This window comes from Aromatoleum bremense, from assembly GCF_017894365.1.
GTDB lineage: Bacteria > Pseudomonadota > Gammaproteobacteria > Burkholderiales > Rhodocyclaceae > Aromatoleum > Aromatoleum bremense.
In genome coordinates, this window is sequence record NZ_CP059467.1 from 4,084,268 (window position 1) to 4,109,395 (window position 25,128).

Consider the following 25,128-nt stretch of genomic DNA (forward strand, 5'->3'; position numbering starts at 1 on the left):
CCACGGCCCCAGTGGCCGACGCCCTGAAATATGCCGACACAATCGACGTGAATCCGAACCTCGACCGACTGCAGTCCTACCCTTTCGAAAAATTGCGCAAGCTGTTCGAAGGACTCGCCCCGCCCGCCGGCCTGGACACGATCCGGCTGTCGATCGGCGAGCCCCGGCACGCGACGCCGGCCTTCATCACGCAGGCGCTGATCGACAATCTGGACGGTCTCGCCCGTTACCCGACGACCCAGGGCAGCGACGTGCTGCGCGGCGCCATCGCAGGCTGGCTCGAGCGGCGCTATGCGCTGCCCGCGGTCGACGCCGCGGCCCAGGTGCTGCCGGTCAATGGTTCGCGCGAGGCGCTGTTCGCGTTCGCGCAGTGCGTCGTCGACAGCCGCGGCGGCGCAGCGAAGGTGCTGTGCCCGAACCCGTTCTACCAGATCTACGAAGGTGCCGCGCTCCTGGCCGGTGCCGAACCGGTGTTCCTCAACAACTTGCCCGAAAACCGTTTCGGCTCGGACTTCGATTCGCTGTCGGAATCGGTGTGGCGCGACGTCCAGCTGGCGTTCGTCTGCTCGCCGGGCAATCCGACCGGACGCGTGCTGTCGTTGCAGGAGTGGGCGCGCCTGTTCGAGCTTTCCGACCGCTACGGCTTCGTGATCGCCGCGGACGAATGCTATTCCGAGATCTATTTCGACGAGAACGCGCCCCCGGTCGGCGCGCTGCAGGCCGCGCGCGAGCTCGGTCGCGGCGATTTCCGCAATCTCGTGACGTTCTCGAGCCTGTCGAAGCGCTCGAACGTGCCGGGCATGCGCTCCGGATTCGTCGCCGGCGACGCCGCCGTGCTCAAGGCTTTCCTGCGCTACCGCACCTACCACGGCTGCGCGATGAATCCCGCGGTGCAGGCCGCTTCGGTCACCGCATGGAACGACGAAGCGCACGTCGTCGACAACCGGCGGCTGTACCGCGAGAAATTCGATCGCGTCACCCCGCTCGTCGCGCGCCACCTGAAAGTCGAGCGGCCCGACGCCGGTTTCTACCTGTGGGCGCAGACGCCGATCCCGGACACCGAGTTCGCCCGCCGCCTGCAGGGTGAATATAATGTCACGGTTCTGCCGGGCAGCTTCCTCGCCCGCGAGGCGAACGGCGTCAATCCGGGCGCCGGCTTCGTGCGCATCGCTCTCGTCGCCCCGACTGCCGAATGCGTCGAGGCGGCCGAGCGCATCGCCGCTTTCTGCCAATCTCTCCCATAACGGAAAACTCCCCATGCAAGACCTGCAAAAGATCATCGACGATGCGTTCGAGAACCGCGCGAACCTCTCCCCTTCCGCCGCGCCGGCGGCCGTGCGCGACGCGGTCGCGTCGGTCATTGCCGGCCTCGACGCCGGGCGCCTGCGCGTTGCCGAGAAGATCGACGGCAACTGGACCGTTAACCAGTGGATCAAGAAGGCTGTGCTGATCTCGTTCCGCCTCGCCGACAACGAAGTCATGGCGGGCGGCACGAACCAGTATTTCGACAAGGTGCCGACGAAGTTCGGCGACTACACGCCGGAGCAGTTCCGCGAAGGGGGCTTTCGCGTCGTGCCGCCGGCCGTCGCGCGCCGGGGCAGCTTCATCGGCAAGAACGTCGTGCTGATGCCGTCGTACGTGAACATCGGCGCCTACGTCGATGAAGGCACGATGGTCGATACCTGGGCGACGGTCGGCTCGTGCGCGCAGATCGGCAAGAACGTGCATCTGTCGGGCGGGGTGGGCATCGGCGGGGTGCTCGAACCGGTGCAGGCCGGGCCGGTGATCATCGAGGACAACGTGTTCGTCGGGGCACGTTCCGAAGTCGTCGAAGGCGTGATCATCGAGGAGAACGCGGTGCTGTCGATGGGCGTGTATATCGGCCAGAGCACCAAGATCTACGACCGGGCCAGCGGCGAGATCACCTATGGCCGCGTCCCGTCCGGTGCCGTGGTCGTGCCGGGCAGCCTGCCGTCGGCCGACGGCAAGTACAGCCTGTACTGCGCGGTGATCGTCAAGCGCGTCGATGCGCAGACGCGCGCCAAGACCGCCATCAACGAACTGCTGCGCGGCGCCTGATCCCTGCCTTGCGCTGCTGCTGATCCGGCCGGACGGGCGGTCCGGCCGGTTCCACTGTTCGCACCTCCCCCTTTCCGCCCCGGAGGCCCGCCGCGATGATTTTCGACAAACTGTTCCAGCTGATGGCGGAAAAGCTCGCATCGGATATTTTCATTTCGGCCGGCGCCCCGATCAACATCAAGATCCAGGGTGTCACGATGCCGATCAACCAGCAGGTCATGGAACCCTCCATGATCAAGCGGATGATCTACGAGATGATGACGCCGGAGCAGATCGACACGTTCGAACGCGTGAGGGAGCTCAATCTCTCGTTCGGGCGCCGCGAGCTGGGCAACTTCCGCGTCAACGTGTTCTGGCAGCGGCACAGCATCGGCGTCGTCGTGCGTTATATCCAGGGCGACATCCCGACGCTCGAATCGCTCGGTCTGCCGCCGGTGCTGTCCGAGGTGGTCACCGAGAAGCGCGGACTGGTGCTGGTCGTCGGCGCGACCGGCTCGGGCAAGTCGACAACCCTCGCGTCGATGATCGATCACCGCAACATGAACCAGTCGGGGCACATCCTGACTGTCGAGGATCCGATCGAGTACCTCTTCAAGCATCGCAAGTCGATCGTCAACCAGCGCGAAGTCGGGATCGACACCCACAGCTGGCACGACGCGCTGCGCAATGCGATGCGCCAGGCACCCGACTGCATCCTGATCGGCGAAATCCGCGATCGCGAGACGATGCAGGCGGCGCTGGCCTATTCCCAGACCGGCCATCTGTGCCTCGCGACGCTGCATGCGAACAACGCCTACCACGCGCTCAACCGCATCGTGAATTTCTTCCCGCTCGAGAACCGTTCGCTGCTGTTCCTCGACCTCGCGGTGGCGCTCAAATGCATCGTCTCGCAGCGGCTCGTGCGCAAGCCCGACGGCGTTCGCGTTCCGGCGGTCGAGATCCTGATGAACACGCGGCACGTCGCCGACCTGATCGAGCGCGGCGAACTGAACGAGGTCAAGGAGGCGATGCAGCAGAGCCTCGCGCCGGGATCGCAGACCTTCGAGCAGGATTTGTACCGGCTCTACCATGAAGGCACGGTGACGTTCGAGGAAGCGCTCGCGAACGCGGACTCGCCGACGAACCTCTCGTGGCTGATCAACAACGCGCAATTCGACAACGTGCCCGATCCGCGGGACGGCAGTAACGGTCCGCCCATTGTCGATTTCACGCGGAAAGAGCCGGAAAACCGGTCTTTCAGTGATTTCGCGCTGCACCTCGACGACAGCGTGAAACCTTGAACGACACCACGACGACACCACGAATTCCCGAAAACAATGACTTCTGCTTCATCCGGTGACACTTTCAGGTTCGCCTGCGAACTCATCTCGCGCCCTTCCGTTACCCCCGACGATCGCGGCTGCCTCGACTTGATCACTGCCCGCCTGACGCCGCTGGGTTTTCGCTTCGAGCGCATCGACAGCGGCGGAGTCTGCAACCTGTGGGCGCGGCGCGGCGACACTGTGCCGGTGCTGTGCTTCGCGGGGCACACCGACGTCGTGCCGGCCGGCCCGCTCGAGGGGTGGGATTCGCCGCCGTTCGAGCCCACTATCCGTGGCGGCCAGCTGTTCGGCCGCGGCGCGGCGGACATGAAGACTTCACTCGCCGCCTTCGTCACAGCGATCGAACGCTTCGTCGCAGCACACCCGGACCACGCTGGCTCGATCGCATTGCTGCTGACTTCCGACGAGGAAGGCATCGCGACGCACGGCACGGTCAAGGTCGTCGAGGCACTCGCGGCGCGCGGCGAGCATCTCGACTATTGCATCGTCGGCGAGCCGACTTCGGTCAATACGCTCGGCGACACGATCAAGAACGGGCGGCGCGGCTCGCTCTCCGGCTCGCTGCGGGTCAAGGGCGTTCAGGGGCATGTCGCGTACCCGCAACTCGCGCGCAACCCGATCCACGAATTCGCCCCGGCGCTCGCCGAACTGGCGAGCATTCGCTGGGACGAAGGCAACGAATTCTTTCCGCCGACGACCTGGCAGGTGTCGAACATCCACGCCGGCACCGGCGCGAACAACGTCATTCCGGGGACGTGCGAAGTGCTGTTCAATTTCCGCTTCGGCTCGGTCAGCAGCGCCGACGAGCTCAGGCAGCTCACCCACGCCGTGCTCGACCGCCATGGACTCGACTATGAACTCGACTGGCACCTGTCGGGAAAACCGTTCCTGACCAGCCGCGGCAAGCTCGTCGAGGCGCTGTCTGGCGCGATCCACGACACGGCCGGGGTCGAAACCGAACTGTCGACGAGCGGCGGCACCTCCGATGGTCGCTTCATCGCCGACATCTGTAGCGAGGTCGTCGAGTTCGGACCGGTCAATGCAACGATCCACAAGGTCAATGAGAGCGTCGCCCTCGACGCGATCGAACCCCTTTCCGCCATCTACGAGCGCACGCTGAACGCGTTGCTGCTGCCCAACCGAGACTGAAGATGTCCGACATCCACGACGACACTGAACATGAACACGAACACGGCCCGCTTGGCGAACTGGTCACGCTGCGCGACTGGCTACGCTACGCGGTCACCCGCTTCAATCGCGCCGGCCTGTTCTTCGGTCATGGCTGCGGCGATGCATACGACGAAGCCGTGTGGCTGCTGCTGCACACGCTGTCGCTGCCGCTCGACCGGCTGGAGCCGTTCCTCGATGCCTGCATCACGGCCGACGAGCGGGAGTCGCTGTTCGCGGTCATCGAGCGCCGCGCCGCGGAGCGCGTGCCGGCTGCGTACATCACCGGAGAAGCCTGGCTGGGCGACTTCCGTTTCCAGGTCGACGAGCGCGTGATCGTTCCCCGCTCCTTTTTCGCCGAACTGCTCGAGGACGGTTTCGCCCCGTGGATCGACGATGCCGAAGAGGTCACTTCGGCGCTGGACTTGTGCACGGGCTCGGGCTGCCTCGCGATCCTGATGGCGCATGCGTTCCCGAATGCGCAAATCGTCGGCGCCGATCTTTCCGACGAGGCACTGGAGGTCGCGCGCGCGAACGTGTCCGACTACGATCTCGACGACCGCATCGAACTGTTGAAAAGCGACGTGTTCGACGGCCTTGCCGGCCGCACCTTCGATCTCATCATCAGCAATCCGCCGTACGTCACGGCGAACGCGATGGCGACGCTGCCGCCCGAATACCTGCACGAGCCGCACATGGCGCTCGCGGCCGGCGAAGACGGGCTCGACATCGTCCGCCGCCTGGTCGCAGGCGCGAAGGCACACCTCAGTCCGGGTGGCGTGCTGGCGGTCGAGGTCGGCCACAACCGGCACCTCGTCGAAGAAGCCTTCCCCGACCTTTTGCCGGTCTGGCTTTCGGCCAAGGGAGGCGACGACATGGTTTTCGTGCTGCGCGCCGACGAATTACCGGAGTAAGAAAATGCCTGCCGAACGCCCGATCCTGCTCGTTGAAGACAATCCGGACGACGAAGCCCTGATGTTGCGGGCCTTCAGCAAGAACAGCATCCGCAATCCCGTCGTCGTCGCGCGCGACGGGGTGGAAGCGATCGACTATCTGTTCGGTACCGGCAGCTTCCAGGGCCGCGACCTTTCGCTGATGCCGTCCGTAGTGCTGCTCGACCTGAAGCTGCCGCGGATCGACGGCCTCGAAGTGCTGCGCCGGATGCGGGCGGACGAACACACGGGCTTGTTGCCGGTGGTCGTCCTCACCACCTCGCGCGAAAGGCAGGACATCCACGAAGCCTACCGGCTCGGCGCGAACAGCTACATCCGCAAGCCTGTGGATTTCGAGCGTTTCATCCAGACGGTCGGGCAGATCGTCACCTACTGGCTGGTGCTGAACGAAACCGCGGATCCTTCCGGCAACAGTCTTTACTGACGCGCGTCTGCGCCCCTGCCAACCCGGCTTGGTTCGTGAGGCAGGGTGAACAGCGCGGGGCGCGGGAACCGGCCGCATGCGAACTACAGCAGCGCTTCGATCCGGTCTGCGATGCTTTCCGGTTTCGTCGCCGGGGCGAAACGCGCGGCGATCTGGCCGTTGCGATCGACGAGGAACTTGGTGAAGTTCCACTTGATCGCTTCGGTGCCGAGAATGCCGGGCGCGACCGACGTGAGATGCCGATACAGCGGATGCGCATTGTCGCCGTTCACGTCGATTTTTTCGCTGAGCGGGAAGCTGACGCCGTAGTTCTTCGCGCAGAACGCAGAGATTTCTTCAGCGCCGCCCGGCTCCTGCCCGCCAAACTGGTTGCACGGAAAACCGATCACCGCAAAACCGCGCGGCGCGAACCTGTCGTGCAGTTCCTGCAGCGCGGCATACTGCGGCGTGAAGCCGCATTCGCTCGCGGTATTGACGATCAGCAGCACCTTGCCGCGAAATTCCGCGAGCGGCATCGGCGCGCCGTCGAGCCGCCTGGTTTCGAAATCGAACACGCTGGCCGGGGCGTTCATTTCAGGCCACCTCGTCTATCCACGCCTGCTGGATGGCTTCGAGGACGCGCTCGCCGCAATGCTTCGGGTCGTCGTCGAATTCCGGCAGCGCGATCGTCCACTGCATCAGGTCCACGAAATTGACTTTCGCCGGGTTCGTCTCGGGATGGCGTTCGGCGAGCTGGATCGCGATCTCCTGCACTTCGGTCCACTTCATCAGTGTTTGCCCTCCCGGGCCATGTTGATCGTGTAGCGGGGAATCTCGATCACCAGCGGCGTCTCGCCCACGATTGCCTGGCAGGACAGACGCGACTGCGGTTCGAGCCCCCACGCCATGTCGAGCAGGTCTTCCTCGGTTTCCTCGGCTTCGGGCAAGCTATCGAAGCCTTCGCGGACGATGACGTGGCAGGTTGTACAGGCGCAGGATTGTTCGCACGCGTGTTCGATCTCGATGCCGTGCTCCAGCAGGCTGCTGCAGATCGATTTGCCGGGCTCGGCCTCGATGACGCTGCCGTCCGGACAGAGCTCGACGTGGGGTAGCACGATGATCTGGGTCATACCTGGATCTCATCAACCTTTTGGCCGGCCAGCGCCGAACGGATGCTGCTGTCCATGCGGCGGGCGGCGAATTCATCGGTGGCACGGGCAAGCGCCTCAATGCCCTTCTTGACCGCGCGCGGATCGTCGCCCGTCGCCAACTGCTTCAGTTCGGCGATCGCCGCTTCGATGGCCGCGCGCTCGTCGGCGTTGAGGAGCGCACCGTCCTGCTCCAGCGCGTGGGTTGTTGCCTCGATGACGCGTTCGGCCTCAACCTGCTGTTCGCGCAGGGCTCGCGCATGCATGTCGTCGCCGACGTGTTCCACACCTTCCTTCAGCATGCCCGCGATCTCGTCGTCGGTCAGGCCGTACGAAGGTTTCACCAGGACGCTCGCCTCGACGCCGGACGACATTTCGCGCGCGGACACCGACAGCAGCCCGTCGGCATCGACCTGGAACGCGACCCGGATGCGCGCGGCGCCCGCGACCATCGGCGGAATGCCGCGCAATTCGAAACGTGCGAGCGAGCGGCAATCCTTGACCAGCTCGCGCTCGCCCTGCACGACATGGAAAGCCATCGCGGTCTGTCCGTCCTTGAACGTCGTGAACTCCTGCGCCCGCGCGATCGGGAGCGTCGAATTGCGCGGCACGACCTTTTCGGTCAGCCCGCCCATCGTCTCCAGACCGAGCGACAGCGGAATCACGTCGAGCAGCAGCCACTCGTCGTCGTCCTTGCGGTTGCCGGCGAGCACGTTGGCCTGGATTGCCGCGCCGAGCGCGACGACCTTGTCGGGATCGAGGTTCGTCAACGGCTCTTGCCCGAAGAATTCCGCGACCGCGCGCTGCACCTGCGGCATCCGCGTCGCGCCGCCGACCATCACGACGCCCTTCACCTCTTCCGGCCCGAGGCCCGCGTCGCGCAAGACCTTGCGCATCGGCGCCATGGTCTTGGCGATCAGGTGCTGCGTCATCGTCGCGAACTCGTCGCGCGTGACGACCAGATTGACCTCTTCGCCCGACGACAGCTTCGCCCGGATCGGCGCTTCCTCGCTCGCGGTCAGGAGTTCCTTCGCTTCGCGCGCCTTCATCAGCAGGCGGCGCGCGTCGTCGCTGGTCGGCGGCTCGATCGCGGCCTTGTCGAGGATCCAGCAGAACAGGCGGTGATCGAAGTCGTCGCCGCCGAGCGCCGCATCGCCGTTGGTCGCCAGCACCTCGAAGATGCCACGCGACAGCTTCAGGATCGACAGGTCGAAAGTGCCGCCGCCCAGGTCGTAGATCGCGTAGACGCCCTCGGAGGCATTGTCGAGCCCGTACGCGACCGCAGCCGCGGTCGGTTCGTTGAGGAGACGCAGCACGTTCAGCCCGGCGAGCTTCGCCGCGTCCTTCGTCGCCTGCCGCTGGGCATCGTCGAAATACGCCGGCACGGTGATGACCACGCCGGTCAGCGGACCGCCCAGGCTCGCCTCGGCGCGCGCGCCGAGCACCTTCAGGATTTCAGCGGAGATCTCGACCGGCGTCTTCACGCCCTGCACGGTGCGCAACCGCACCATGCCGCCCGCGTCGATGAAGTCGTACGGCGTCGATTCGACGTGCGAGACGTCCTTCAGGCCGCGCCCCATGAAGCGCTTCACCGACATGATCGTGTTCTTCGGATCGGTGGCGTGGGCAGCAGCCGCGGTGTGGCCGACTTCGACCCGCCCATCGGCGTGGTAGCGCACGATCGACGGCAGCATCGCGCGGCCCGCCTCGTCGGCGAGGCACACGGCGATGCCGTTGCGGACAGTCGCTACGAGAGAATTGGTGGTACCCAGGTCTATTCCAACCGCGAGCCGGTGCTTGTGCGGCTCGGCGGACTGGCCGGGTTCAGCGATTTGCAGAAGGGCCATCAGGTCTCCAGCGCCTCGAGGGCGTCGTCGATCTCGTGTTGGATTTTTTCCATGAACATCAGCCGGCGAACGATTTCGGCAGCCGCCGCGAAGTCATGGCGCTCGTCGATGGTGCGTTCGAGTTCGTTGAACACTTCCCGCGCGTGATGACGCAGCCGGTGATGCAGCTGCGTGAGCTCGTGCCCCTCGCCGGCCGCGCGCGCCTCCTCGACCGCTTCGCGCCACTCCATCTGTTCCATCAGGAACGCGGAGGACATCGCGGTGTTGGTGTGCAGGCCGGCGTCGACGCCAGCGAGCTCGAGCAGGTATTGCGCGCGTGGAAGCGGCTTGCGCAGTGTCCGAAAACCTTCGTTCACCCGTGTCGCCCATTGCATCGACAGGCGTTTCTCCACGTCCGACAGGTGCGCGAAACGGTCGGGATGAACCTGCCCCTGCAGATCGTGATAGGCCATCTCCAGCGCCGCTTCGTCAACGCGAAAACGCCGCGGCAGGCCGAAAAGCGCGAAGAAATCCTGTTGCAGGTCGATGCTCATGGGCTTTGCTCGCAGTTCAGACGTTGAAGCTTTCGCCGCAACCGCAAGCGTCCTTGACGTTCGGGTTGTTGAACTTGAAGCCTTCGTTCAGGCCTTCGCGGACGAAATCGAGTTCGGTGCCGTCGAGGTAGGCGAGGCTTTGCGGGTCGACGATGACTTTGACGCCATGACTTTCGAAGATCAGGTCCTCGTCATGCATCTCATCGACGAACTCGAGCCGGTAGGCCATGCCCGAACAGCCCGAGGTCTTGACCCCTAGGCGGATGCCGACACCCTTGCCGCGCTTGGCCATGAATTCCGACACATGCTTGGCCGCGTTGGTGCTCAGTGTGACGCTCATCGTTCAGTCTCCCGAATCAGCCTTGCTTCTTCTTGTAGTCCGCCACTGCCGCCTTGATCGCGTCTTCCGCAAGGATCGAGCAATGGATCTTGACCGGCGGCAGCGCGAGTTCCTCGGCAATCTGGGTGTTCTTGATCTCCAGCGCCTGCTCGACGGTCTTGCCCTTGACCCATTCGGTCACCAGCGAGCTCGACGCGATCGCGGAACCGCAACCGTAGGTCTTGAATTTCGCGTCCTCGATGACCCCGTCCTTGCCGACCTTGATCTGCAGCTTCATGACGTCGCCGCACGCGGGCGCGCCGACCATGCCGGTGCCCACGCCTTCGTCTTCCTTGCCGAAAGCGCCGACATTGCGAGGATTCTCGTAGTGATCCAACACTTTTTCGCTATATGCCATGTTGTTTTCTCCTGGGGGATTTCGTTCAGTGTGCAGCCCACTGCACGCTGTCCAGATCGACGCCGTCCTGCACCATTTCCCACAGCGGTGACAGTTCGCGCAGCTTGCCGATCTTCTTGTGCAGCAGGTCGATCGTGTAGTCGACTTCTTCTTCGGTGGTGAAGCGCCCGATCGTAAACCGGATCGAGCTGTGTGCAAGCTCGTCGTTGCGACCCAGTGCGCGCAGCACATAGGACGGTTCGAGGCTCGCCGATGTACAGGCCGAACCGCTCGACACGGCGACATCCTTGATCGCCATGATCAGCGATTCGCCTTCGACGTAGGCGAAGGAGATGTTGAGATTGTGCGGCACACGATGTTCGACGTCGCCGTTGATGTAAGTCGCGTCGATGTCCTGCAGGCCTTTCATCAGGCGGTCGCGCAGCGCACGGACGCGCTCGTTCTCGGTCTTCATTTCCTCGCGCGCGATACGGAAGGCTTCGCCCATGCCGACGATCTGGTGCGTCGCGAGCGTGCCGGAGCGTAGTCCGCGCTCGTGGCCGCCGCCGTGCATCTGCGCTTCGAGGCGCGCGCGCGGCTTGCGCCGGACGTACAGCGCGCCGATGCCTTTCGGGCCGTATGTCTTGTGCGCCGAGAACGACATCAGGTCGACTTTCAGCTTCGACAGGTCGATATCGACCTTGCCGGTGGCCTGCGCCGCATCGACGTGGAAGACGATGCCTTTTTCGCGGCAGATCTCGCCGATCTCCGCGATCGGCTGGATCACGCCGATCTCGTTATTGACGAACATCACCGACACCAGAATGGTATCGGGCCGGATCGCATCCTTCAGTGCCGACAGGTCGACGAGGCCGTTTTCCTGCACATCGAGATAGGTCGCTTCGAAACCCTGGCGCTCGAGTTCGCGGAACGTGTCGAGCACCGCCTTGTGCTCGGTCTTCAGCGTGATGATGTGCTTGCCCTTGCCCTTGTAGAACTGGGCCGCCCCTTTGATCGCGAGGTTGTTCGACTCGGTCGCGCCCGAAGTCCATACGATTTCCTTGGCATCGGCATTGACCAGCCGGGCCACCTGCTCGCGCGCATCTTCGACGGCCTTTTCAGCTTCCCATCCGTACGCGTGGGAGCGGCTGGCCGGATTGCCGAAATGCTCGGTGAGCCACGGGATCATTGCCTGCGCCACGCGCGGATCGACCGGCGTCGTGGCGGAATAGTCCAGGTAAATCGGAAACTTGAGCATCGGGTTCCTCCGTCGATCTGCGTTCAAGATTGGACCGCCATTGCGGTCAGTTTATTCAATTCGTTCGTCAGGCGTTCGAAGGCTGCGAGGAAGCCTTCCACATCCGCCATGCTCGTGTCGCGGCCGAGGCTCACGCGCACCGCGCCCCGCGCGGCGTCGCGTTCGATGCCCATCGCCAGCAAGGTATGCGACGGCTCGGGGTTGGCGCTCGAGCACGCCGATCCGCTCGCGCACGCGAAACCCGCGCGGTCGAGCTTCGCGACCAGGGTTTCGCCATCGAAACCGTCGGCGGTGAAAAACGTCGTGTTCGGCAGGCGCGGCGCGGCGGCCGAGAAAATTCTCATACCGCTCGCGACGAGACCCGCTTCCAGCCGGTCCCGCAATCCGGCCAGGCGCCGTGCTTCGTCTTCGAGCCGCGCCGTCGCACGTTCGCAGGCGACGCCGAACCCGACGATCGCCGCGACGTTCTCGGTCCCGGACCGCAGGCCGCGTTCCTGGCCGCCTCCGGCGATCAGCGGCGCCAGCTCGATCCGCTTGTCGATCACCAGCGCACCGGCACCGAGCGGACCGCCGATCTTGTGTGCCGACAGTGTCATCGCGTGCACGCCGAGCGCACGGAAGTCGACGGGAATTTTGCCGAGCGCCTGCACCGCATCGCTGTGAAACCACGCCTCGGCCGTTCTTGCATCGTGCGCCAGGGCGGCGACATTCTGCAGCACCCCGGTCTCATTGTTCGCCAGCATCACCGAAACCAGCGACGGCTTCGCATCGAGCACCGCCTTCCAGTCGCCGCCATCGATTCGCCCCGCGGCATCGACGGCGATTTCGCGCAGCATCCAGCCATCGCGCCGCAGCTGTTTTGCCGGCTCGCGCACGCAGGGATGCTCGATTGCACTGATCGCAATGAGGCCGGGCTTCATCAGCGCCGCGGCCCCCTTGATGAAGAGGTTGTTCGCTTCGGAACCGCAACTCGTGAAAATCACTTCGGTCGCATGCGCGCCCACTGCAGCTGCCACCCGAGCGCGCGCCTCGTCGATCGCGGCCCTCGCCTGTCGCCCGTACTCGTGCCGGCTCGATGCGTTGCCGAAACGGCTGTCGAGCCACGGCAGCATTGCCGCGCGTACCGCGGGATCCAGCGGCGTGGTGGCGTTCCAGTCGAGGTAGACGGGTGCGAACATCGCTTTCGCTTACGCAGCCGCCGCTTCGCGCAACGAAATCATCGCGCGCCGCCGGACGTCCTTCAGCACGCTCGTGTCCGTTTCGGCCTTGACCTCGCGCAGCACCAACGCACCCAGCGTCACCGAATCGAGATATTCGTACATCCGCTTGTTCAGGTTCGCCCACAGATCATGAGTCAGGCAAAGTTGTTCGTCGTGGCAATTCTGCCTGCCGCCGCACTGTGTCGCATCGAGCGGTTCATCGACGGCGACGATGATGTCTGCGACGGTGATCCGGGTCATGTCGCGTGCAAGCCGGTAGCCGCCGCCCGGGCCGCGTACGCTCGACACTAGCTTGTGGCGACGCAGCTTTCCGAACAGCTGCTCGAGATAGGACAACGAAATTTTCTGGCGCTCGGCAATGCCGGCCAGCGTTACCGGACCTTCGGTCTGGCGCGATGCCAGATCGATCATCGCCGTTACCGCAAATCGTCCCTTGGTGGTCAGTCTCATGTTGGCTCCTCGCATGGCGGAGATTGCCGCCCGGGTAAATACCCGAACGTTTCACTCAACTATACGTAACCCGACAAAATCGGTCAACTACTCCAGAACCGGATCGCGACCCGCTCAATCAACCATTTTCGAGAGGCGCTGGGCGTCGAACTGGTCGCTCTGCTCGATCGTCGAATCCAGCCTCACGCCGGCTTTTTCGAGCTGTTCGACGAGTAGCTGAATACGACGATCGGTTTCGACCGCGTGATCCAGCAGACCGTGCATCGCCTTCGCGATCGGGTCGTCCATCTGCTTGGTCACGCCATATGCCGAGAAGCCCATCTGCTCGGCCTTCTGCTCGCGCGCCTTGTCACGCGCATCGGTGCGTTCCGGGTCGATGATGCGGGCAGGATTGCCGACCGCGGTGGTTCCGGCCGGCACCGGCTTGACGACGACGGCATTGGAGCCGATGCGCGCGCCATCGCCGACGGTGAAGCCGCCGAGCACTTTCGCGCCGGCGCCGACGACGACGCCCTTGCCGAGCGTCGGGTGGCGCTTCGTACCGCGATACAGCGAGGTTCCGCCGAGTGTGACTGCCTGATAGATCGTGCAATCGTCGCCGATCTCGGCGGTCTCGCCGATGACCACGCCCATGCCGTGGTCGATGAACACGCGCCGGCCTATCGTCGCCCCGGGATGGATCTCGATGCCGGTCAGGAAACGCGAAACGTGGCTGACGAAACGGCCGACCCAGTGTAGCTCACGGGTCCACGCCGCGTGTGCGAGGCGGTGGAACATGAGCGCATGCACGCCGGGATAACAGGTCAGCACTTCCCAGGTCGAGCGGGCGGCGGGATCGCGTTCGCGAACGCTGGCCAGGTCTTCGCGCAGGCGGCTGAACATGGGTGATTTGCTCCAGGAAACTTCGTTGCCAGTAATGAATGTCCGACTAGTTTAGTCGGGTTTGCGTTCGAGTGCACCCACGATGCCGCGGAGGATATTCACTTCCTCTTTTTCGAGCCGCACGCGCCCGAACAGGCGCCTGAGGCGCTGCAGCAGGCGCTTGGGGTTGGCCGGGTCGTAGAAGCCGCTCACGGTCATTGCGCGCTCGAGATGACGGTGAAAGCCCTCGATTTCCTCGAAGGTCGCGAGATCGGGCAAGGGTTCGGCCGGCGGGGTCGGCGACAGCGCCGCCATTCGCAGCTCGTAGCACAGCAGCTGCACCGCCGCACCGAGATTGAGCGACGAAAACGCCGGATTCGCCGGGATCGACACCGGCATCGAGCAGCGTTCGACTTCGTCGTTCGTCAGTCCGCTCATCTCGGTGCCGAACACCAGCGCGACGTCCCCCTTTCCGGCAAACGCGACAAGTTCGGGCGCCGCTTCGCGCGCGCTGCGAACCGGGACCGACCGCTCGCGCCGCCGCGCGGTGATCGCCGCGGACAGGATCGTGCCTTCGAGCGCCTCTTCGAGCGAAGCGACGACGTAGGCGCTCTCGAGCACGTCGGTCGCGCCGGACGCACGGGCGTCGGCCACGGGATCGGGAAACGCAGACGGCGCGACGAGATACAGACGGGTCAACCCCATCGTTTTCATCGCACGCGCGGCGGCGCCGATATTGCCGGGATGGCTCGTGCGTGAAAGCACGATACGGATACGGTCAAGCGCGATGGCGCCGTTCATATTAAAATCTTATGTTTTTTCGAATTTTCTTAAGCGGAGGCCCCTTCCGGGCAACCTTCCGCAAGCGAGACCGACGCGCATGCATCCCACCCTGACCATCGCAGTGAAAGCCGCCCGCCGTGCGGGTACCGTCATCAACCGGGCCTCGATGCAGCTGGACATCCTGACCGTCCAGACCAAGTCGCCGAACGATTTCGTCACCGAAGTGGACCAGGCCGCCGAGGCGGCCATCATCGAAGTGCTGCGTGACGCCTACCCGGAGCACGGCATTCTAGCAGAGGAGTCCGGGGAGTCCGCCGAGTCGGCGAACAGCGAATACCAGTGGATCATCGATCCGCTCGACGGCACGACGAACTTCATCCACGGCTTTCCGCAGTACGCAATCTCGATCGCGCTGGCGAAGAACGGAGTGCTCGAGCAGGCGGTCGTCTATGATCCGACGCGCAACGAGCTCTTCACCGCGACGAAAGGCCGCGGCGCCTTCCTCAACGACCGTCGCATCCGCGTGTCGAAGCGCACGCGGCTGAACGAGGCGCTCATCGGCACCGGCTTCCCGTACCGCGAATTCGACAACATCGACGCGTACCTGGGAATGTTCAAGGACCTGACGCAGAAGACCGCCGGCATCCGCCGCCCCGGTGCCGCGGCGCTCGATCTCGCCTACGTCGCGTGCGGCCGACTCGACGGTTTCTGGGAAATGGGCCTGCAGCCCTGGGGCATGGCGGCGGGCGCGCTAATGATCCAGGAAGCCGGCGGACTCGTCAGCGACCTCGCCGGCGAAGCGGCGTACATGGAAACCGGCAACGTCGTCGCCGGAACGCCCAAAGTGTTCGGCCAGCTGCTGCAGGTGATCCAGCCGCATCGCACGGCGTCGACCCGAGCCTGATCAGGCAGCGCACCCTGCAGTCCGGCAGTGTGTCGACCGATTCGCTGGAGAGGAAGCAGCCCAACCCTCGTCTTCGCGTTTGTCGGCTCGGGGTCGCTCAAGAAAGCGGAAATCGTACGTTATCGACTGGGCGATGAGGAATGCGCCAGTTTGCTGCGGGGCAGCAGGGCCGAGTACAATTGTCCGAACATTTATCTTTACACGCAAATCGGAGCTTTTACCGGTGTAGACCTCTTTCCTCCCTGCGAGTCAGCCACATTCCCATTCACTCGCGCGAGGCTACATCCCGATCGGCGGCGTTTTCCTTCGTCTTCGCTACCTGCGAACGCTTGAGCTTTTCCTTTTCCTGTCGGCACCGACAGCGAAAGGCCAGCCCTGATCGGCCTGTTTTCCCCAATGGCCGCAGCCTCGTAGCGGAACAACGACGGACGTCATCAACACCATGAAGTCATTACAACAAGACTGGTTTTCCAATGTCCGCAACGATCTGCTCGCCGGCCTCGTCGTCGCGCTTGCACTGATCCCCGAGGCGATCGCCTTCTCGATCATCGCCGGCGTCGACCCCAAAGTGGGGCTATACGCATCGTTCTGCATCGCCACCGTCATCGCCTTCACCGGCGGGCGGCCCGGCATGATCTCGGCCGCGACCGGCGCGATGGCGCTGGTGATGGTGACGCTCGTGCGCGATCACGGCCTGCAGTACCTGCTCGCCGCAACGGTCCTCACCGGCGTGCTGCAGATCGTCGCCGGCGTCGTGCGCCTGGGCGCGCTGATGCGCTTCGTGTCGCGCTCGGTGATCACCGGCTTCGTGAACGCGCTGGCCATTCTGATCTTCATGGCGCAGTTGCCCGAGCTGACCAATGTGACCTGGCATGTGTATGCGATGGTCGCAGCGGGCCTGGGCATCATCTATCTGTTCCCGTATCTGACGAAGGCGGTGCCGTCGCCGCTGGTGGCGATCGTCGTGCTGACGGGAGTCGCGCTCGCGCTCGGGCTCGACATCCGCACCGTCGGCGACATGGGCGAGCTGCCCAACAGCCTGCCGCTGTTCCTGATACCCGATATTCCGCTCACCTTCGAGACGCTGCGAATCATCTTCCCGGTGTCGGCGACGCTCGCCGTCGTGGGTCTGCTCGAATCGATGATGACCGCGTCGATCGTCGATGACCTGACCGACTCGAACAGCAACAAGAACCGCGAGTGCGTCGGCCAGGGTGTCGCGAATATCGCGTCGGGCTTCATCGGCGGCATGGCCGGCTGCGCGATGATCGGCCAGTCGGTGATCAACGTGAAATCCGGCGGCCGCGGCCGGCTGTCGGCGCTCGCCGCCGGCGTGTTCCTGCTGTTGCTGCTGGTGCTGGTCGGCGACTGGGTCGCGCGCATCCCGATGGCGGCACTCGTCGCGGTGATGATCATGGTGTCGATCGGCACCTTCAGCTGGGCCTCGATCCGCAACCTGCGCGAGCACCCGAAAAGCTCCAGCGTCGTGATGCTCGCGACGGTGGCCGTCGTCGTCGCGACCCACGATCTGGCGCAAGGCGTGCTCGTCGGCGTGCTGCTGTCCGGGTTCTTCTTCGCGCACAAGGTCGGCATGGTGCTGCACGTCGGCTCGAAGGCCGAAGACGAAGGCCGCGTGCGCACTTACCGGATCACCGGCCAGGTGTTCTTCGCGTCCGCGGACCGCTTCGTCGCGTCGTTCGACTTTCGGGAAGTCATCGAGAAGGTGCGCATCGACGTTTCACGCGCGCATTTCTGGGATATCACGGCGGTCAGTGCGCTCGACAAAGTGGTCGTGAAGTTCCGCCGCGAAGGCACCGAGGTCGAAGTCATCGGGCTCAACGAGGCGAGCGCGACGATGGTCGACCGCTTCGCGGTACACGACAAGCCGGACGCGGTCGAATTATTGATGGGACATTGAGGAGATGAATATGAGGAACTTCCCCGCCGGTTCGTGAGCCGGTTTACGACGATGCGCCAACCTTGATCACAACCCAACCCTGTCGAGCCAGTCGGCGAAACAACGTGCCCCCTGCGCCTCCAGGGTAGGTGCGAGGCGGGCACAATCGGCGCGCAATTCAGGCACCGACAGCCCGGTCGCCGTAAGCTCGCACGCATGCCCGACGAGCCAGCGTTCCATTTGGGTTGTCTGCGCTTCCGGGTGGCACTGGAAGGCCAGCGCGTTGCGCCCCCAGGAAAACGCCTGATGGCGGCAGACGTCGGTGGACGCGAGCAAGGTCGCCCCGGCGGGTAGATCGAAGGTGTCGCCGTGCCAGTGCAACATCGAGGTCAGTGCCCCGCCCAGGTGCGCGAGGGGCGAGTCGCGCCCGGCCTCGGTCAGCTGCAGCGGCGTCCAGCCGATCTCCTTTGCAGGCCCCGGATAGACGCGAGCCCCGAGGGCTCGAGCCATCATCTGGGCGCCGAGACAAACTCCCAGCGTTGGCCGTTCGGCTTTCAGTCGCCCTTCGAGCACGCGCAGTTCATCGAGGATGAAGGGATAGCTGGCCTCGTCGTACGCACCGATCGGGCCTCCCAGCACAATGAGCAGATCGGGGTCGCACGGGTCGAAGCGAGACAGGTCATCGACGCCGGCCTCGAGGTAGCGCAGCGCGATGCCGCGCTTGGCGAGCACGGTGGCGAAGGAGCCCATGTCTTCGAAGGTGACATGGCGAAGAGCGATGGCGGATTTCATTGGCGAACTTTCCTCGACGGGCGATTAATGACACGTGTGTATCACAAGATACACCCTGTATCCAGCCTTGCGACGGCATTCCCGGCACGCTGCCGCGGTAGATCACGCCCCCGCAATCGGCCGAGACCGCCGAAGGCCGCGAGACGTTCCTCAGGCAGGTACCGCCACCGCTCGCAATCGCCGCTCGATACCGATGGCAGCCACCAAGGCAAGGATCAGCAGTGGCACTACGGCCAAGTTGAGGGTAGCCCAGCCGAAGCGGTCATAGAGCCAGCCCGCCGATAGGGTCGCGAGCGCCACCAGGCCGAATATCGAGAACTCGTTGATCGCCTGGACCTTCAACTGTTCCGACGGACGGTACGTCTGGGTGAGCAGCGCGGTACCCCCAATGAAGGCGAAGTTCCAGCCGACGCCCAGCAGGATCAGCGCCGACAGGAAATGCAGGAACTCGACACCGAGCAGCGTGATCGCGACATGCACCAGCAGCAGGACGAACCCGATCTGCATGATGCGGGGTGCACCATGACGCTTGATGAGACTGCCGGTGAAGAACGACGGCGCGAACATCCCGACAACGTGCCACTGAATCACTGGCGTGACACTGGTGGCGGACAACCCACAGCCCAGCATCGCCAAGGGGGTCGCCGTCATCACCATGATCATCACGGCGTAGCCGACCGCCACCCCGAGCACCGATGCACGCAGCGCCGGTTGCGCAAGAATCTCGCGCAGCGGCCTTGCCACACCGCCCGCCGCGACCACCACGGGTTTGAGCCGAACGCACGCCAGTAGCGCCAGCGCGATCACGCTGAGCGCCGCTTGGGCGAGATACGAACCGACGAACAATCCGCTGACAAACCAGTCCCGCCCCCATTGCCCAAGCTGCGGGCCGAGAAAGGCGGCGATGACGCCGCCCGCCACAACCCACGAGATCGCTTTGCCGACGTGAGCGGGGTCGACCGCTTCAGCTGCGGCAAACCGATAGTAGTTGGCGAAGCCCTGGTAGCTGCCGAGCAGCAGGTGGCCCAGGACGAAGAGCTGGAACGAATGCTGTTGCAGGCCGAACGCCGCGACCGCACTGCCGGCGACACCGAGCGTGGCGCCGATCAGGAAACCCGTGCGTCGTCCGAAGCGGCGCATCAGCATCGCCGCCGGTAACGATGCGATTGCGGTGCCGATCACCATCACGGCGACCGGCAGCGTCGCGAGACTCTTGTCCGGGGCGAGTGAACTCCCGAGAATTGCCGCCAGCGTCATCGACATGACGATGGCCGAGAGCATCATGGCCTGGCTCGAAGCCAGGAGGAGGATATTGCGGCTGCCGGGGAACATCCGGGCTCCTTTCCTGATCGTGCAAAAGTTCAGAACACCAGCACCTTGTCCGCCTCGGCGGTCCACTGGGCTAACTCGTTCAGCGTCGAGCGCCGGGCGCCTTTGGCTATTTCCGCATCGGTCAGCCCGCGCGCATCCATGCAGGTTCCACACAAGGCCACCTCGCCCTTGCGCAGCACCTTTCCGAGCATGAGCTGAATGTTGTAATAGCCCTCGGGAACCTTCTGGCCAGCTTTGGCACAGCCCACCGCATCAGCCATCAAGAAAACCCGTACCTGCTGATCCTCGCGGCCGGCGAGCGCCCCGGCGAGCCGCAGTGCGTTGTAGGCCCGTTCATTGCCGTAGGGCGCATCGTTGATGATGAAAAGAGTGTTCGGCATGGCATTGCTCCGTTGTCGTGCATTTGAAGTGAGCGTGACAGGCGAGCCGCAGTCCTTGGCCTATCAGCGATTGCCCGCCGCCTCCACCGGAAGGCCCGCTGCCGCCCATTCGCTGACGCCGTCAGGAATTTTGCGAACCCGGTAACCCCTCGCAGCGAGCAAGGCCACGGCCTCGTCCGACAACAGACAGAAAGGGCCGCGGCAGTAAGCGACGATCTCCTTGTCGAGCGGCAACTCGGCGAGGCGACGTTCGAGCTCGGCGATCGGCATCGACCGTGCGAAAGGCAGATGCGCGGTCTCGTACTCGTTATGGGGCCGCACATCGATCACGACGACTTCGCCGCGCTGCGCGCGCTCCAGTAAGGCCTGGCGACTCACAGCCGCAAGGCGGGCGGGATTGGTCACCATCTGGTCGAGCGCGACGCGCAACTCCACCAGGTGCTCTTCGGCAACCTCGCGCAGCATGACCCAAAGCCGGGCGACGTCCTGGCCGCTGAGGCGGTAGATCACGAACTTGCCGTCGCGACGTGATGCCACCAGGCGTGCATCTTTCAAGGCTTTCAGGTGCGCGCTGGTGAGCTTGACGTCAACCGATAGCTCGCCAGCAAGTGCCTCAACGGATTTTTCGCCTTGCGCCAGCAACTCAAGCAGTTCCAGCCGCTTCGGACTGGAAACCGCTTTGCCGATTCGGGCCACCTGTTCGTAGAGCAAGTCTTTCAAGAGTCTTTGTTCCATACGCACAATCTAACGGTCTGGCGAATGTTGTGCAACCTATTACGCATGAAGTCCGTAGGGCACGGTTCCGCTTTCGTGGGTCATCTTCGGGCGCACCGCACGCTGCGCCCCGTCGCGGCGGGGGTCAGTCTCCTGCTCGGCGCGGTGCGCCGGCGCTCGCGGCGGGCGAGGCTTTCGGACAACCGCTCGGGTCGGCGGCCGCGCCGGTCGCGGTGCAAATCGCCGTCGGTGCGTTCCTCTTCGGCGTCGGTATACAGCTTGCCGGCGGCTGCGGCTCGGGTACGCTGTACACGCTACGCTTGGCGGCGGCAACGCCCGAAACCGTTGCTCTCCGGATATTGGAGCGACGTCTAAGGGACTATCGCACCAACTCCCGATGCCGCAACGCAGCTTCGTCCACTGCTTGCTCGAGAGGCATCCCCTGCTCCACTCCATCCATGATCATCCGTTGCAGGATGGCCCCGAGCATCTCGACGTTGGCAGCCATGAGCGGTTCGACCTCGCGCAGAAATTCACATGTAGGCGGATCGTAAGCGTAGGGCGCGAGAAATTCGTCAAGCATGCGCCCGGTAGCGAACGCATAGCACATGTCGTAGATCAGGTTGAACGTACGCCGAAACTGCAACTCGTTGCTGTTGCCCACATTCATGCGGATTTCCTCGCCAAGGTCACGACGAAAATCCGCCAGCATGTAGCCCACCCTCGCCTTGACGACATCTTCTGCGGTGAATTCCCATTCCATGACGATTTCTCCTCGTGGCCGGGTCTCAGCCAAAGATGGCGGTGAACGCATCCTCGTCGTCGCGACAGATCGGACACGTTTCCTGCAGGGTATGCGATACGAAGTGCCGGTCGCAACGCGCGCAGCGTTGCTTCGACATGGCCAGCAATACCCGGGCAGGCTGTTCCGGCCGGGCGTCGAAGACCGCATCGGCGTCGAGCACGCGGGGCTGGCAGACCTCCAGACAAACGGCGCAACCGACGCACCGGTCGGTGGCGAACTTGAGTTGCCAGTCGGCAGGCGACTCCTCGATCTCGATTGCACCGGTCGGACAAACTCGAAAACAGGCTTCGCAGAGGATGCAGCCGGGCTGCAGCGACAATGCCATCAGTGGCAGCGCTTCGTGAAGGGGGAGCGAAAATGGCCGATCATCTCTGCGCTGGCACACGATCTGCAGCAATTCGCGTCGCTCAGGCAGCGCGTAGGCGCCAGGCCGTATCGCCTTGTCGGGGGCAGGCAGCGAAGATGGGGTCGGTTCGGTCGTCTGAGCCAGCTCATCGGCCCCGCGACCGACCAGGCGGCGGAACCATTGTCGGCGGCTCGCCGCGAAGCCGCCGCCTCCCTCGATGGTCGGCAGCGATGTACTTCGAGACTCCACCTCCGGGGCGACCCAGTCGACGCGGGCATCTGCTGTTCCGGCGGCTTTTGTCAGAACCTCGCAGGCCTCCAGATTGAGTGCGAGCTGCGCAGCCCCCCGGGCACCATGCGCGCACTCGCTGCAATGGGAAGCGCCGCGCATCGTCACCGGAATTCGGCGCTTCGCCAGATACGCCAGGCTGGCCGCGTCGACCGCGCCAAGACAGGGCACGACCGCGTCGGCGACGGCGCCGGAAGGCGCGCAGGCTATGGTGAAATGGTCCTGGCGAATCGCCTGCCGCAACATGTCCACCGGCTTGAAACCGCCACTTGCCAAGGCGCCGGTGGGGCAGGCCGTTACGCACAGCGCGCAGTTCTGGCAGCGAGCGAAGTCGATGGCGACGCCCTCGTCGGACAGGGTAATCGCCTCGTGCGGACAGGCCTCCGTACAACGGCGGCATTCGCTGTACCGAAAGCGGTAGCGGGTGCAGCGGCTGGCGCGAAACTCAGGGTAGGCGATGCTCACTTGGGCGCCGTCCGTAGTTGCTGCAAGGCCGGCCCCTGCTCGCAGGTGTTCTTCGGTATGACGAACTGAACCGCCCTCCCCCCGGGCGGCTCTGCGCTGATGGCGCTGACGACACGCTCCCAGACGCCAACACCCCCCTCGACCGCGAAGACGGTCTGGCCGGGGTGCGCGAAGGCAATCGTCTCGGCGACGCGCAGAGCCCTGTCATCATCATCGGCCACCACCACCACCGAGGCGGTCGGGTTGATCCTGATGCCTTCCCTATAGACCAGCGCCTCCGCGATCGCGCGGGATTGTCGCTGCGCGTCACCGCGCGCATCGATCACGCAACACGGCGGACTGGCACGCAATGCCAGCTTGAGCTGGGTCTCGTTGCGCAGGCTTGCCGCCGCCTGAGCGTGCGCCGTAACAGCCATGAAGGTGGCGACAATCAGGGTATGAATGATGAATTTCGCCCGCATGGTCATGCATCCTCGACAGCAGGTGAGACGGCGTCGGACGGCGACAAGGCCGGCAGCAACTCGGCACGTCGCGTAAAGAGACTCGGCGACAGCGCGATCTGCGCCGCCTTGCCGTATGCCACCCAGTCGGCGAGCGCCGGGTCGGATTGCCGACGCGGCGCAATCCACAGACGATCGCCCAGATCCTCGACCAGGCCTGCGCACAGGTTGAGATCGGTGTCGTCGCCGATGTCGACCTGCACGAGCGCCATCGAGGCGCCCCGCTTCTTCATCTCGCCGAGCCACCAGTTCGCCCGGATACCGGTTGCACTGGCGTCGGCGCGCAGGATCTCCCAGCCCGCTTCGCACAGTGATGGCGTCACGACGCGAAAATCGGCATTGGATACCGTGTCGAATGACCACGTGATCTCCATGCGACGCGCGGGAACGAAAACACCGATCCGCTCGGCGCCAAACCGCGCAACGAGCCTCGGGATCAGTTCCGAGTCGCGCAGCGCGGCCTCTCCGAGCAACACCCGCGCAGCGCCGGCGGTCAGCAGCTCACTTGCCCGCGCCTCGCCTTCAGCGGGCACGATGATCGCAACGGCCGAGGCGAGCCATGCGCCGACGGCATCTCCATCGATGATGAACAATTTTGCATCGACATCAGGCGGAGCCTCGGAGGCGCCGGCAAGGCATGCACACCGGATCATGACGACAGCGCTCCGCTGTGCTCTAACTTCGCATACACAAAGGGAAACATCGGATTCTCGCCTTCGGCCGGCAGCGACGCAATCAGCGGGCGCAGCTCCTGCAGCGAGCCGACGATCGGATCGATCCGCACACCCAGAAAGTGCGGCCGGTATTTGCCGAGCACCACGAGCGCGTCGTCCAGCAACAGCAGCGCGCCCTCCTGGTTGTGGTTCTGCGTGAAGAACAGCGCAAGCGTAGCAAACGCAAGCCCCTGCAGAAACTCGGCCTCGGGGTCACGCGTGCCCAGCACGCTGTTGCGGATCAACCTCGACCAGCGTTCATTGAGCAGGTCGTGCAGCGCGCCGAGTTCGTTGCCGTTCCACAGCGCAGCGACTTCCGTCCAGTTGATTTCCGACAGCACCTGGCGATCGGGCGCAAGAATGGGTCGGGTTTGAAGATCGAGCAGCATGGTCGGGTCCCTCGCCGTCAACGCAGGTCGTGAAGCGTATGCACGGGGGCCGCACGGCTCGGGCCCGTTGGTGCCCCTTCGCAACTGTTGCAGACGGGCTCGTCGGGGTTGAACTCCACCCGGATCTCGGCCTTCGGCACGACTGCCCTACCGTGGTCGAGATCGTCGATGCGCAGCCCCATCGCCACGATTTCCTCGTCCGCGAACCCACCCAGGAAATGTGCCATCTCGCGGTAGAAGGAGTGCTCGGCGGCCTGCTCGATCAAGCGCGCATAGCCGCGCACCCAGCGCCCCGGATGCTGCGTCCAGAATCGCTTCACCTCGCGTTCCAAGCGCCGGTAACCGGCCTCGTCGCCGCGCGCGAGTGCCAGGCTGCAGCGCTCCAGCAACTCGGCAACGAACATGAGCTCGACCCCAAGCTGGTCCGGAAACACCTCGAAGCGGCCCTTGTGCAACGCGAAGCCCCACTTTGTGTAGGTCTGCTCGACCTTGAAATGCGGATCCTGTTTGTAGCGTCCGGTCAGCCGCACCGACTCGACTGGCGGGAAGCCGCCGGTCGCCGCGAATAGCGTCGTGTACTCGCACGCCAGACGCTCGACCAGGGACTCAGTGTCCGGCATGGTGAAATCCGCATCGAATCGCACCCCCGCGCCGGCAAGGCTTTGCAGCACCTCCGGCCGGCGCATCGCCTGCACGAACGACGGCCCCGGTTCCTCGACGAAAGCGCCCGCCAGCAACCGATACACATCCGCGCGGGCCGCACACTCGGCGCCCAGCTCAGCGGGCAAAAGGCGTGGTCCGGCGAAGTCGACCGATACGCCGTCGTCTTCGATCGCAAGCAAGGTTTTCAGCATGGTGCCTCC

At 64.4% G+C, this 25,128-nt stretch carries 30 protein-coding genes and 1 pseudogene; 9 read left to right on the forward strand and 22 right to left on the reverse strand.

Going from position 1 to position 25,128, the window contains the following annotated elements:
• Window positions 1–47: 47 nt before the first annotated feature.
• The 6 genes from dapC (at window position 48) to pbN1_RS19265 (ending at window position 5,945) form a co-directional block, all read left to right on the forward strand.
• Entirely contained in the window at window positions 48–1,244 is a 1,197-nt protein-coding gene (dapC, locus tag pbN1_RS19240) for a succinyldiaminopimelate transaminase (protein ID WP_169201072.1), read from the forward strand.
• Between the two features lie 13 nt (window positions 1,245–1,257).
• Window positions 1,258–2,079 carry a 2,3,4,5-tetrahydropyridine-2,6-dicarboxylate N-succinyltransferase gene (gene dapD / locus pbN1_RS19245; protein WP_169200975.1) on the forward strand — a complete coding sequence of 274 codons (822 nt, stop codon included), beginning with the start codon at window positions 1,258–1,260 and terminating at the stop codon, window positions 2,077–2,079.
• A 95-nt stretch (window positions 2,080–2,174) separates the two neighbouring features.
• Window positions 2,175–3,359, forward strand: coding sequence for a PilT/PilU family type 4a pilus ATPase (locus pbN1_RS19250; RefSeq protein WP_169200976.1), 1,185 nt, complete (start codon window positions 2,175–2,177; stop codon window positions 3,357–3,359).
• Window positions 3,360–3,395: 36 nt separating this feature from the next.
• Window positions 3,396–4,550: a succinyl-diaminopimelate desuccinylase gene (dapE, locus tag pbN1_RS19255; protein WP_169200977.1), complete on the forward strand. Its 1,155-nt coding sequence runs from the start codon at window positions 3,396–3,398 to the stop codon at window positions 4,548–4,550.
• 2 nt (window positions 4,551–4,552) lie between these two features.
• On the forward strand, window positions 4,553–5,482 hold the full coding sequence (gene prmB / locus pbN1_RS19260; RefSeq protein WP_169200978.1) for a 50S ribosomal protein L3 N(5)-glutamine methyltransferase: 930 nt from the start codon (window positions 4,553–4,555) through the stop codon (window positions 5,480–5,482).
• 4 nt (window positions 5,483–5,486) lie between these two features.
• Window positions 5,487–5,945 carry a response regulator gene (locus pbN1_RS19265; RefSeq protein WP_169200979.1) on the forward strand — a complete coding sequence of 153 codons (459 nt, stop codon included), beginning with the start codon at window positions 5,487–5,489 and terminating at the stop codon, window positions 5,943–5,945.
• Between the two features lie 83 nt (window positions 5,946–6,028).
• Here the strand turns inward: pbN1_RS19265 and pbN1_RS19270 are convergent, their stop codons facing one another.
• The 12 genes from pbN1_RS19270 to pbN1_RS19325 form a co-directional block, all read right to left on the reverse strand.
• Window positions 6,029–6,517 (reverse strand): glutathione peroxidase, encoded by a 489-nt coding sequence (locus pbN1_RS19270; RefSeq protein ID WP_169200980.1) that lies wholly within the window; start codon window positions 6,515–6,517, stop codon window positions 6,029–6,031.
• Between the two features lies 1 nt (window position 6,518).
• Window positions 6,519–6,713, reverse strand: coding sequence for a Fe-S cluster assembly protein IscX (gene iscX, locus pbN1_RS19275; RefSeq protein WP_169117153.1), 195 nt, complete (start codon window positions 6,711–6,713; stop codon window positions 6,519–6,521).
• On the reverse strand, window positions 6,713–7,054 hold the full coding sequence (fdx, locus tag pbN1_RS19280; protein WP_169117152.1) for an ISC system 2Fe-2S type ferredoxin: 342 nt from the start codon (window positions 7,052–7,054) through the stop codon (window positions 6,713–6,715). Before fdx ends, iscX begins: the two co-directional genes overlap by 1 nt.
• Window positions 7,051–8,919, reverse strand: coding sequence for a Fe-S protein assembly chaperone HscA (gene hscA / locus pbN1_RS19285; protein ID WP_169117151.1), 1,869 nt, complete (start codon window positions 8,917–8,919; stop codon window positions 7,051–7,053). Before hscA ends, fdx begins: the two co-directional genes overlap by 4 nt.
• Complete coding sequence (gene hscB / locus pbN1_RS19290; protein WP_169200981.1) at window positions 8,919–9,452, reverse strand: Fe-S protein assembly co-chaperone HscB; 534 nt, start codon at window positions 9,450–9,452, stop codon at window positions 8,919–8,921. Before hscB ends, hscA begins: the two co-directional genes overlap by 1 nt.
• 16 nt (window positions 9,453–9,468) lie before the next feature.
• Entirely contained in the window at window positions 9,469–9,792 is a 324-nt protein-coding gene (iscA, locus tag pbN1_RS19295; protein ID WP_169117149.1) for an iron-sulfur cluster assembly protein IscA, read from the reverse strand.
• Window positions 9,793–9,808: 16 nt separating this feature from the next.
• Window positions 9,809–10,189, reverse strand: a complete 381-nt coding sequence (iscU, locus tag pbN1_RS19300) for a Fe-S cluster assembly scaffold IscU (protein ID WP_053421769.1) — start codon at window positions 10,187–10,189, stop codon at window positions 9,809–9,811.
• 25 nt (window positions 10,190–10,214) lie between these two features.
• Window positions 10,215–11,426, reverse strand: a complete 1,212-nt coding sequence (locus pbN1_RS19305) for an IscS subfamily cysteine desulfurase (protein WP_169200982.1) — start codon at window positions 11,424–11,426, stop codon at window positions 10,215–10,217.
• 23 nt (window positions 11,427–11,449) lie between these two features.
• Window positions 11,450–12,604 carry a cysteine desulfurase family protein gene (locus tag pbN1_RS19310; RefSeq protein WP_169200983.1) on the reverse strand — a complete coding sequence of 385 codons (1,155 nt, stop codon included), beginning with the start codon at window positions 12,602–12,604 and terminating at the stop codon, window positions 11,450–11,452.
• A 9-nt stretch (window positions 12,605–12,613) separates the two neighbouring features.
• Window positions 12,614–13,096 carry a Fe-S cluster assembly transcriptional regulator IscR gene (gene iscR, locus pbN1_RS19315; RefSeq protein ID WP_169200984.1) on the reverse strand — a complete coding sequence of 161 codons (483 nt, stop codon included), beginning with the start codon at window positions 13,094–13,096 and terminating at the stop codon, window positions 12,614–12,616.
• A gap of 114 nt (window positions 13,097–13,210) precedes the next feature.
• The gene (cysE, locus tag pbN1_RS19320) at window positions 13,211–13,978 is read right to left on the reverse strand and encodes a serine O-acetyltransferase (protein ID WP_169200985.1); all 768 of its coding nucleotides are present in this window, start codon (window positions 13,976–13,978) and stop codon (window positions 13,211–13,213) included.
• 51 nt (window positions 13,979–14,029) lie between these two features.
• Window positions 14,030–14,758, reverse strand: a complete 729-nt coding sequence (locus tag pbN1_RS19325) for an RNA methyltransferase (RefSeq protein WP_169200986.1) — start codon at window positions 14,756–14,758, stop codon at window positions 14,030–14,032.
• 79 nt (window positions 14,759–14,837) lie between these two features.
• Between pbN1_RS19325 and pbN1_RS19330 the strand changes: the two genes are divergently transcribed.
• Window positions 14,838–15,644, forward strand: coding sequence for an inositol monophosphatase family protein (locus pbN1_RS19330; RefSeq protein ID WP_169200987.1), 807 nt, complete (start codon window positions 14,838–14,840; stop codon window positions 15,642–15,644).
• A gap of 442 nt (window positions 15,645–16,086) precedes the next feature.
• Complete coding sequence (locus pbN1_RS19335; protein ID WP_169200988.1) at window positions 16,087–17,562, forward strand: SulP family inorganic anion transporter; 1,476 nt, start codon at window positions 16,087–16,089, stop codon at window positions 17,560–17,562.
• A gap of 66 nt (window positions 17,563–17,628) precedes the next feature.
• Here pbN1_RS19335 and pbN1_RS19340 read toward each other — a convergent pair whose 3' ends face one another.
• The 4 genes from pbN1_RS19340 to pbN1_RS19355 all read right to left on the reverse strand — a co-directional run bounded on the left by pbN1_RS19340 (window position 17,629) and on the right by pbN1_RS19355 (window position 20,765).
• Window positions 17,629–18,333: a glutamine amidotransferase gene (locus pbN1_RS19340; protein ID WP_169200989.1), complete on the reverse strand. Its 705-nt coding sequence runs from the start codon at window positions 18,331–18,333 to the stop codon at window positions 17,629–17,631.
• Between the two features lie 150 nt (window positions 18,334–18,483).
• Window positions 18,484–19,665 (reverse strand): MFS transporter, encoded by a 1,182-nt coding sequence (locus pbN1_RS19345; protein ID WP_169200990.1) that lies wholly within the window; start codon window positions 19,663–19,665, stop codon window positions 18,484–18,486.
• Between the two features lie 29 nt (window positions 19,666–19,694).
• The gene (locus pbN1_RS19350; RefSeq protein ID WP_169200991.1) at window positions 19,695–20,045 is read right to left on the reverse strand and encodes a DsrE/DsrF/TusD sulfur relay family protein; all 351 of its coding nucleotides are present in this window, start codon (window positions 20,043–20,045) and stop codon (window positions 19,695–19,697) included.
• Between the two features lie 63 nt (window positions 20,046–20,108).
• Complete coding sequence (locus pbN1_RS19355) at window positions 20,109–20,765, reverse strand: ArsR/SmtB family transcription factor (protein WP_210147588.1); 657 nt, start codon at window positions 20,763–20,765, stop codon at window positions 20,109–20,111.
• 44 nt (window positions 20,766–20,809) lie between these two features.
• Here pbN1_RS19355 and pbN1_RS21025 point away from each other — a divergent pair.
• Window positions 20,810–21,061: pseudogene (locus pbN1_RS21025) on the forward strand (YeeE/YedE thiosulfate transporter family protein); the annotation flags it as partial.
• Between the two features lie 77 nt (window positions 21,062–21,138).
• Here the strand turns inward: pbN1_RS21025 and pbN1_RS19365 are convergent.
• Genes pbN1_RS19365 through pbN1_RS19390 form a run of 6 tightly spaced genes read right to left on the reverse strand, consistent with a single transcriptional unit; the run spans window position 21,139 to window position 25,119 of the window.
• Window positions 21,139–21,522, reverse strand: coding sequence for a hypothetical protein (locus tag pbN1_RS19365; RefSeq protein WP_169200993.1), 384 nt, complete (start codon window positions 21,520–21,522; stop codon window positions 21,139–21,141).
• A gap of 25 nt (window positions 21,523–21,547) precedes the next feature.
• On the reverse strand, window positions 21,548–22,663 hold the full coding sequence (locus pbN1_RS19370) for an NADH-quinone oxidoreductase subunit I (protein WP_169200994.1): 1,116 nt from the start codon (window positions 22,661–22,663) through the stop codon (window positions 21,548–21,550).
• Entirely contained in the window at window positions 22,660–23,124 is a 465-nt protein-coding gene (locus pbN1_RS19375) for a hypothetical protein (RefSeq protein ID WP_169200995.1), read from the reverse strand. The genes pbN1_RS19370 and pbN1_RS19375 overlap by 4 nt, the downstream gene beginning before the upstream one ends.
• Before the next feature lie 2 nt (window positions 23,125–23,126).
• Complete coding sequence (locus pbN1_RS19380) at window positions 23,127–23,756, reverse strand: HisA/HisF-related TIM barrel protein (protein WP_244857036.1); 630 nt, start codon at window positions 23,754–23,756, stop codon at window positions 23,127–23,129.
• Between the two features lie 56 nt (window positions 23,757–23,812).
• Window positions 23,813–24,265, reverse strand: a complete 453-nt coding sequence (locus pbN1_RS19385; protein WP_169200997.1) for a DUF309 domain-containing protein — start codon at window positions 24,263–24,265, stop codon at window positions 23,813–23,815.
• 17 nt (window positions 24,266–24,282) lie between these two features.
• Complete coding sequence (locus pbN1_RS19390; RefSeq protein WP_169200998.1) at window positions 24,283–25,119, reverse strand: TorD/DmsD family molecular chaperone; 837 nt, start codon at window positions 25,117–25,119, stop codon at window positions 24,283–24,285.
• Window positions 25,120–25,128 lie beyond the last annotated feature (9 nt).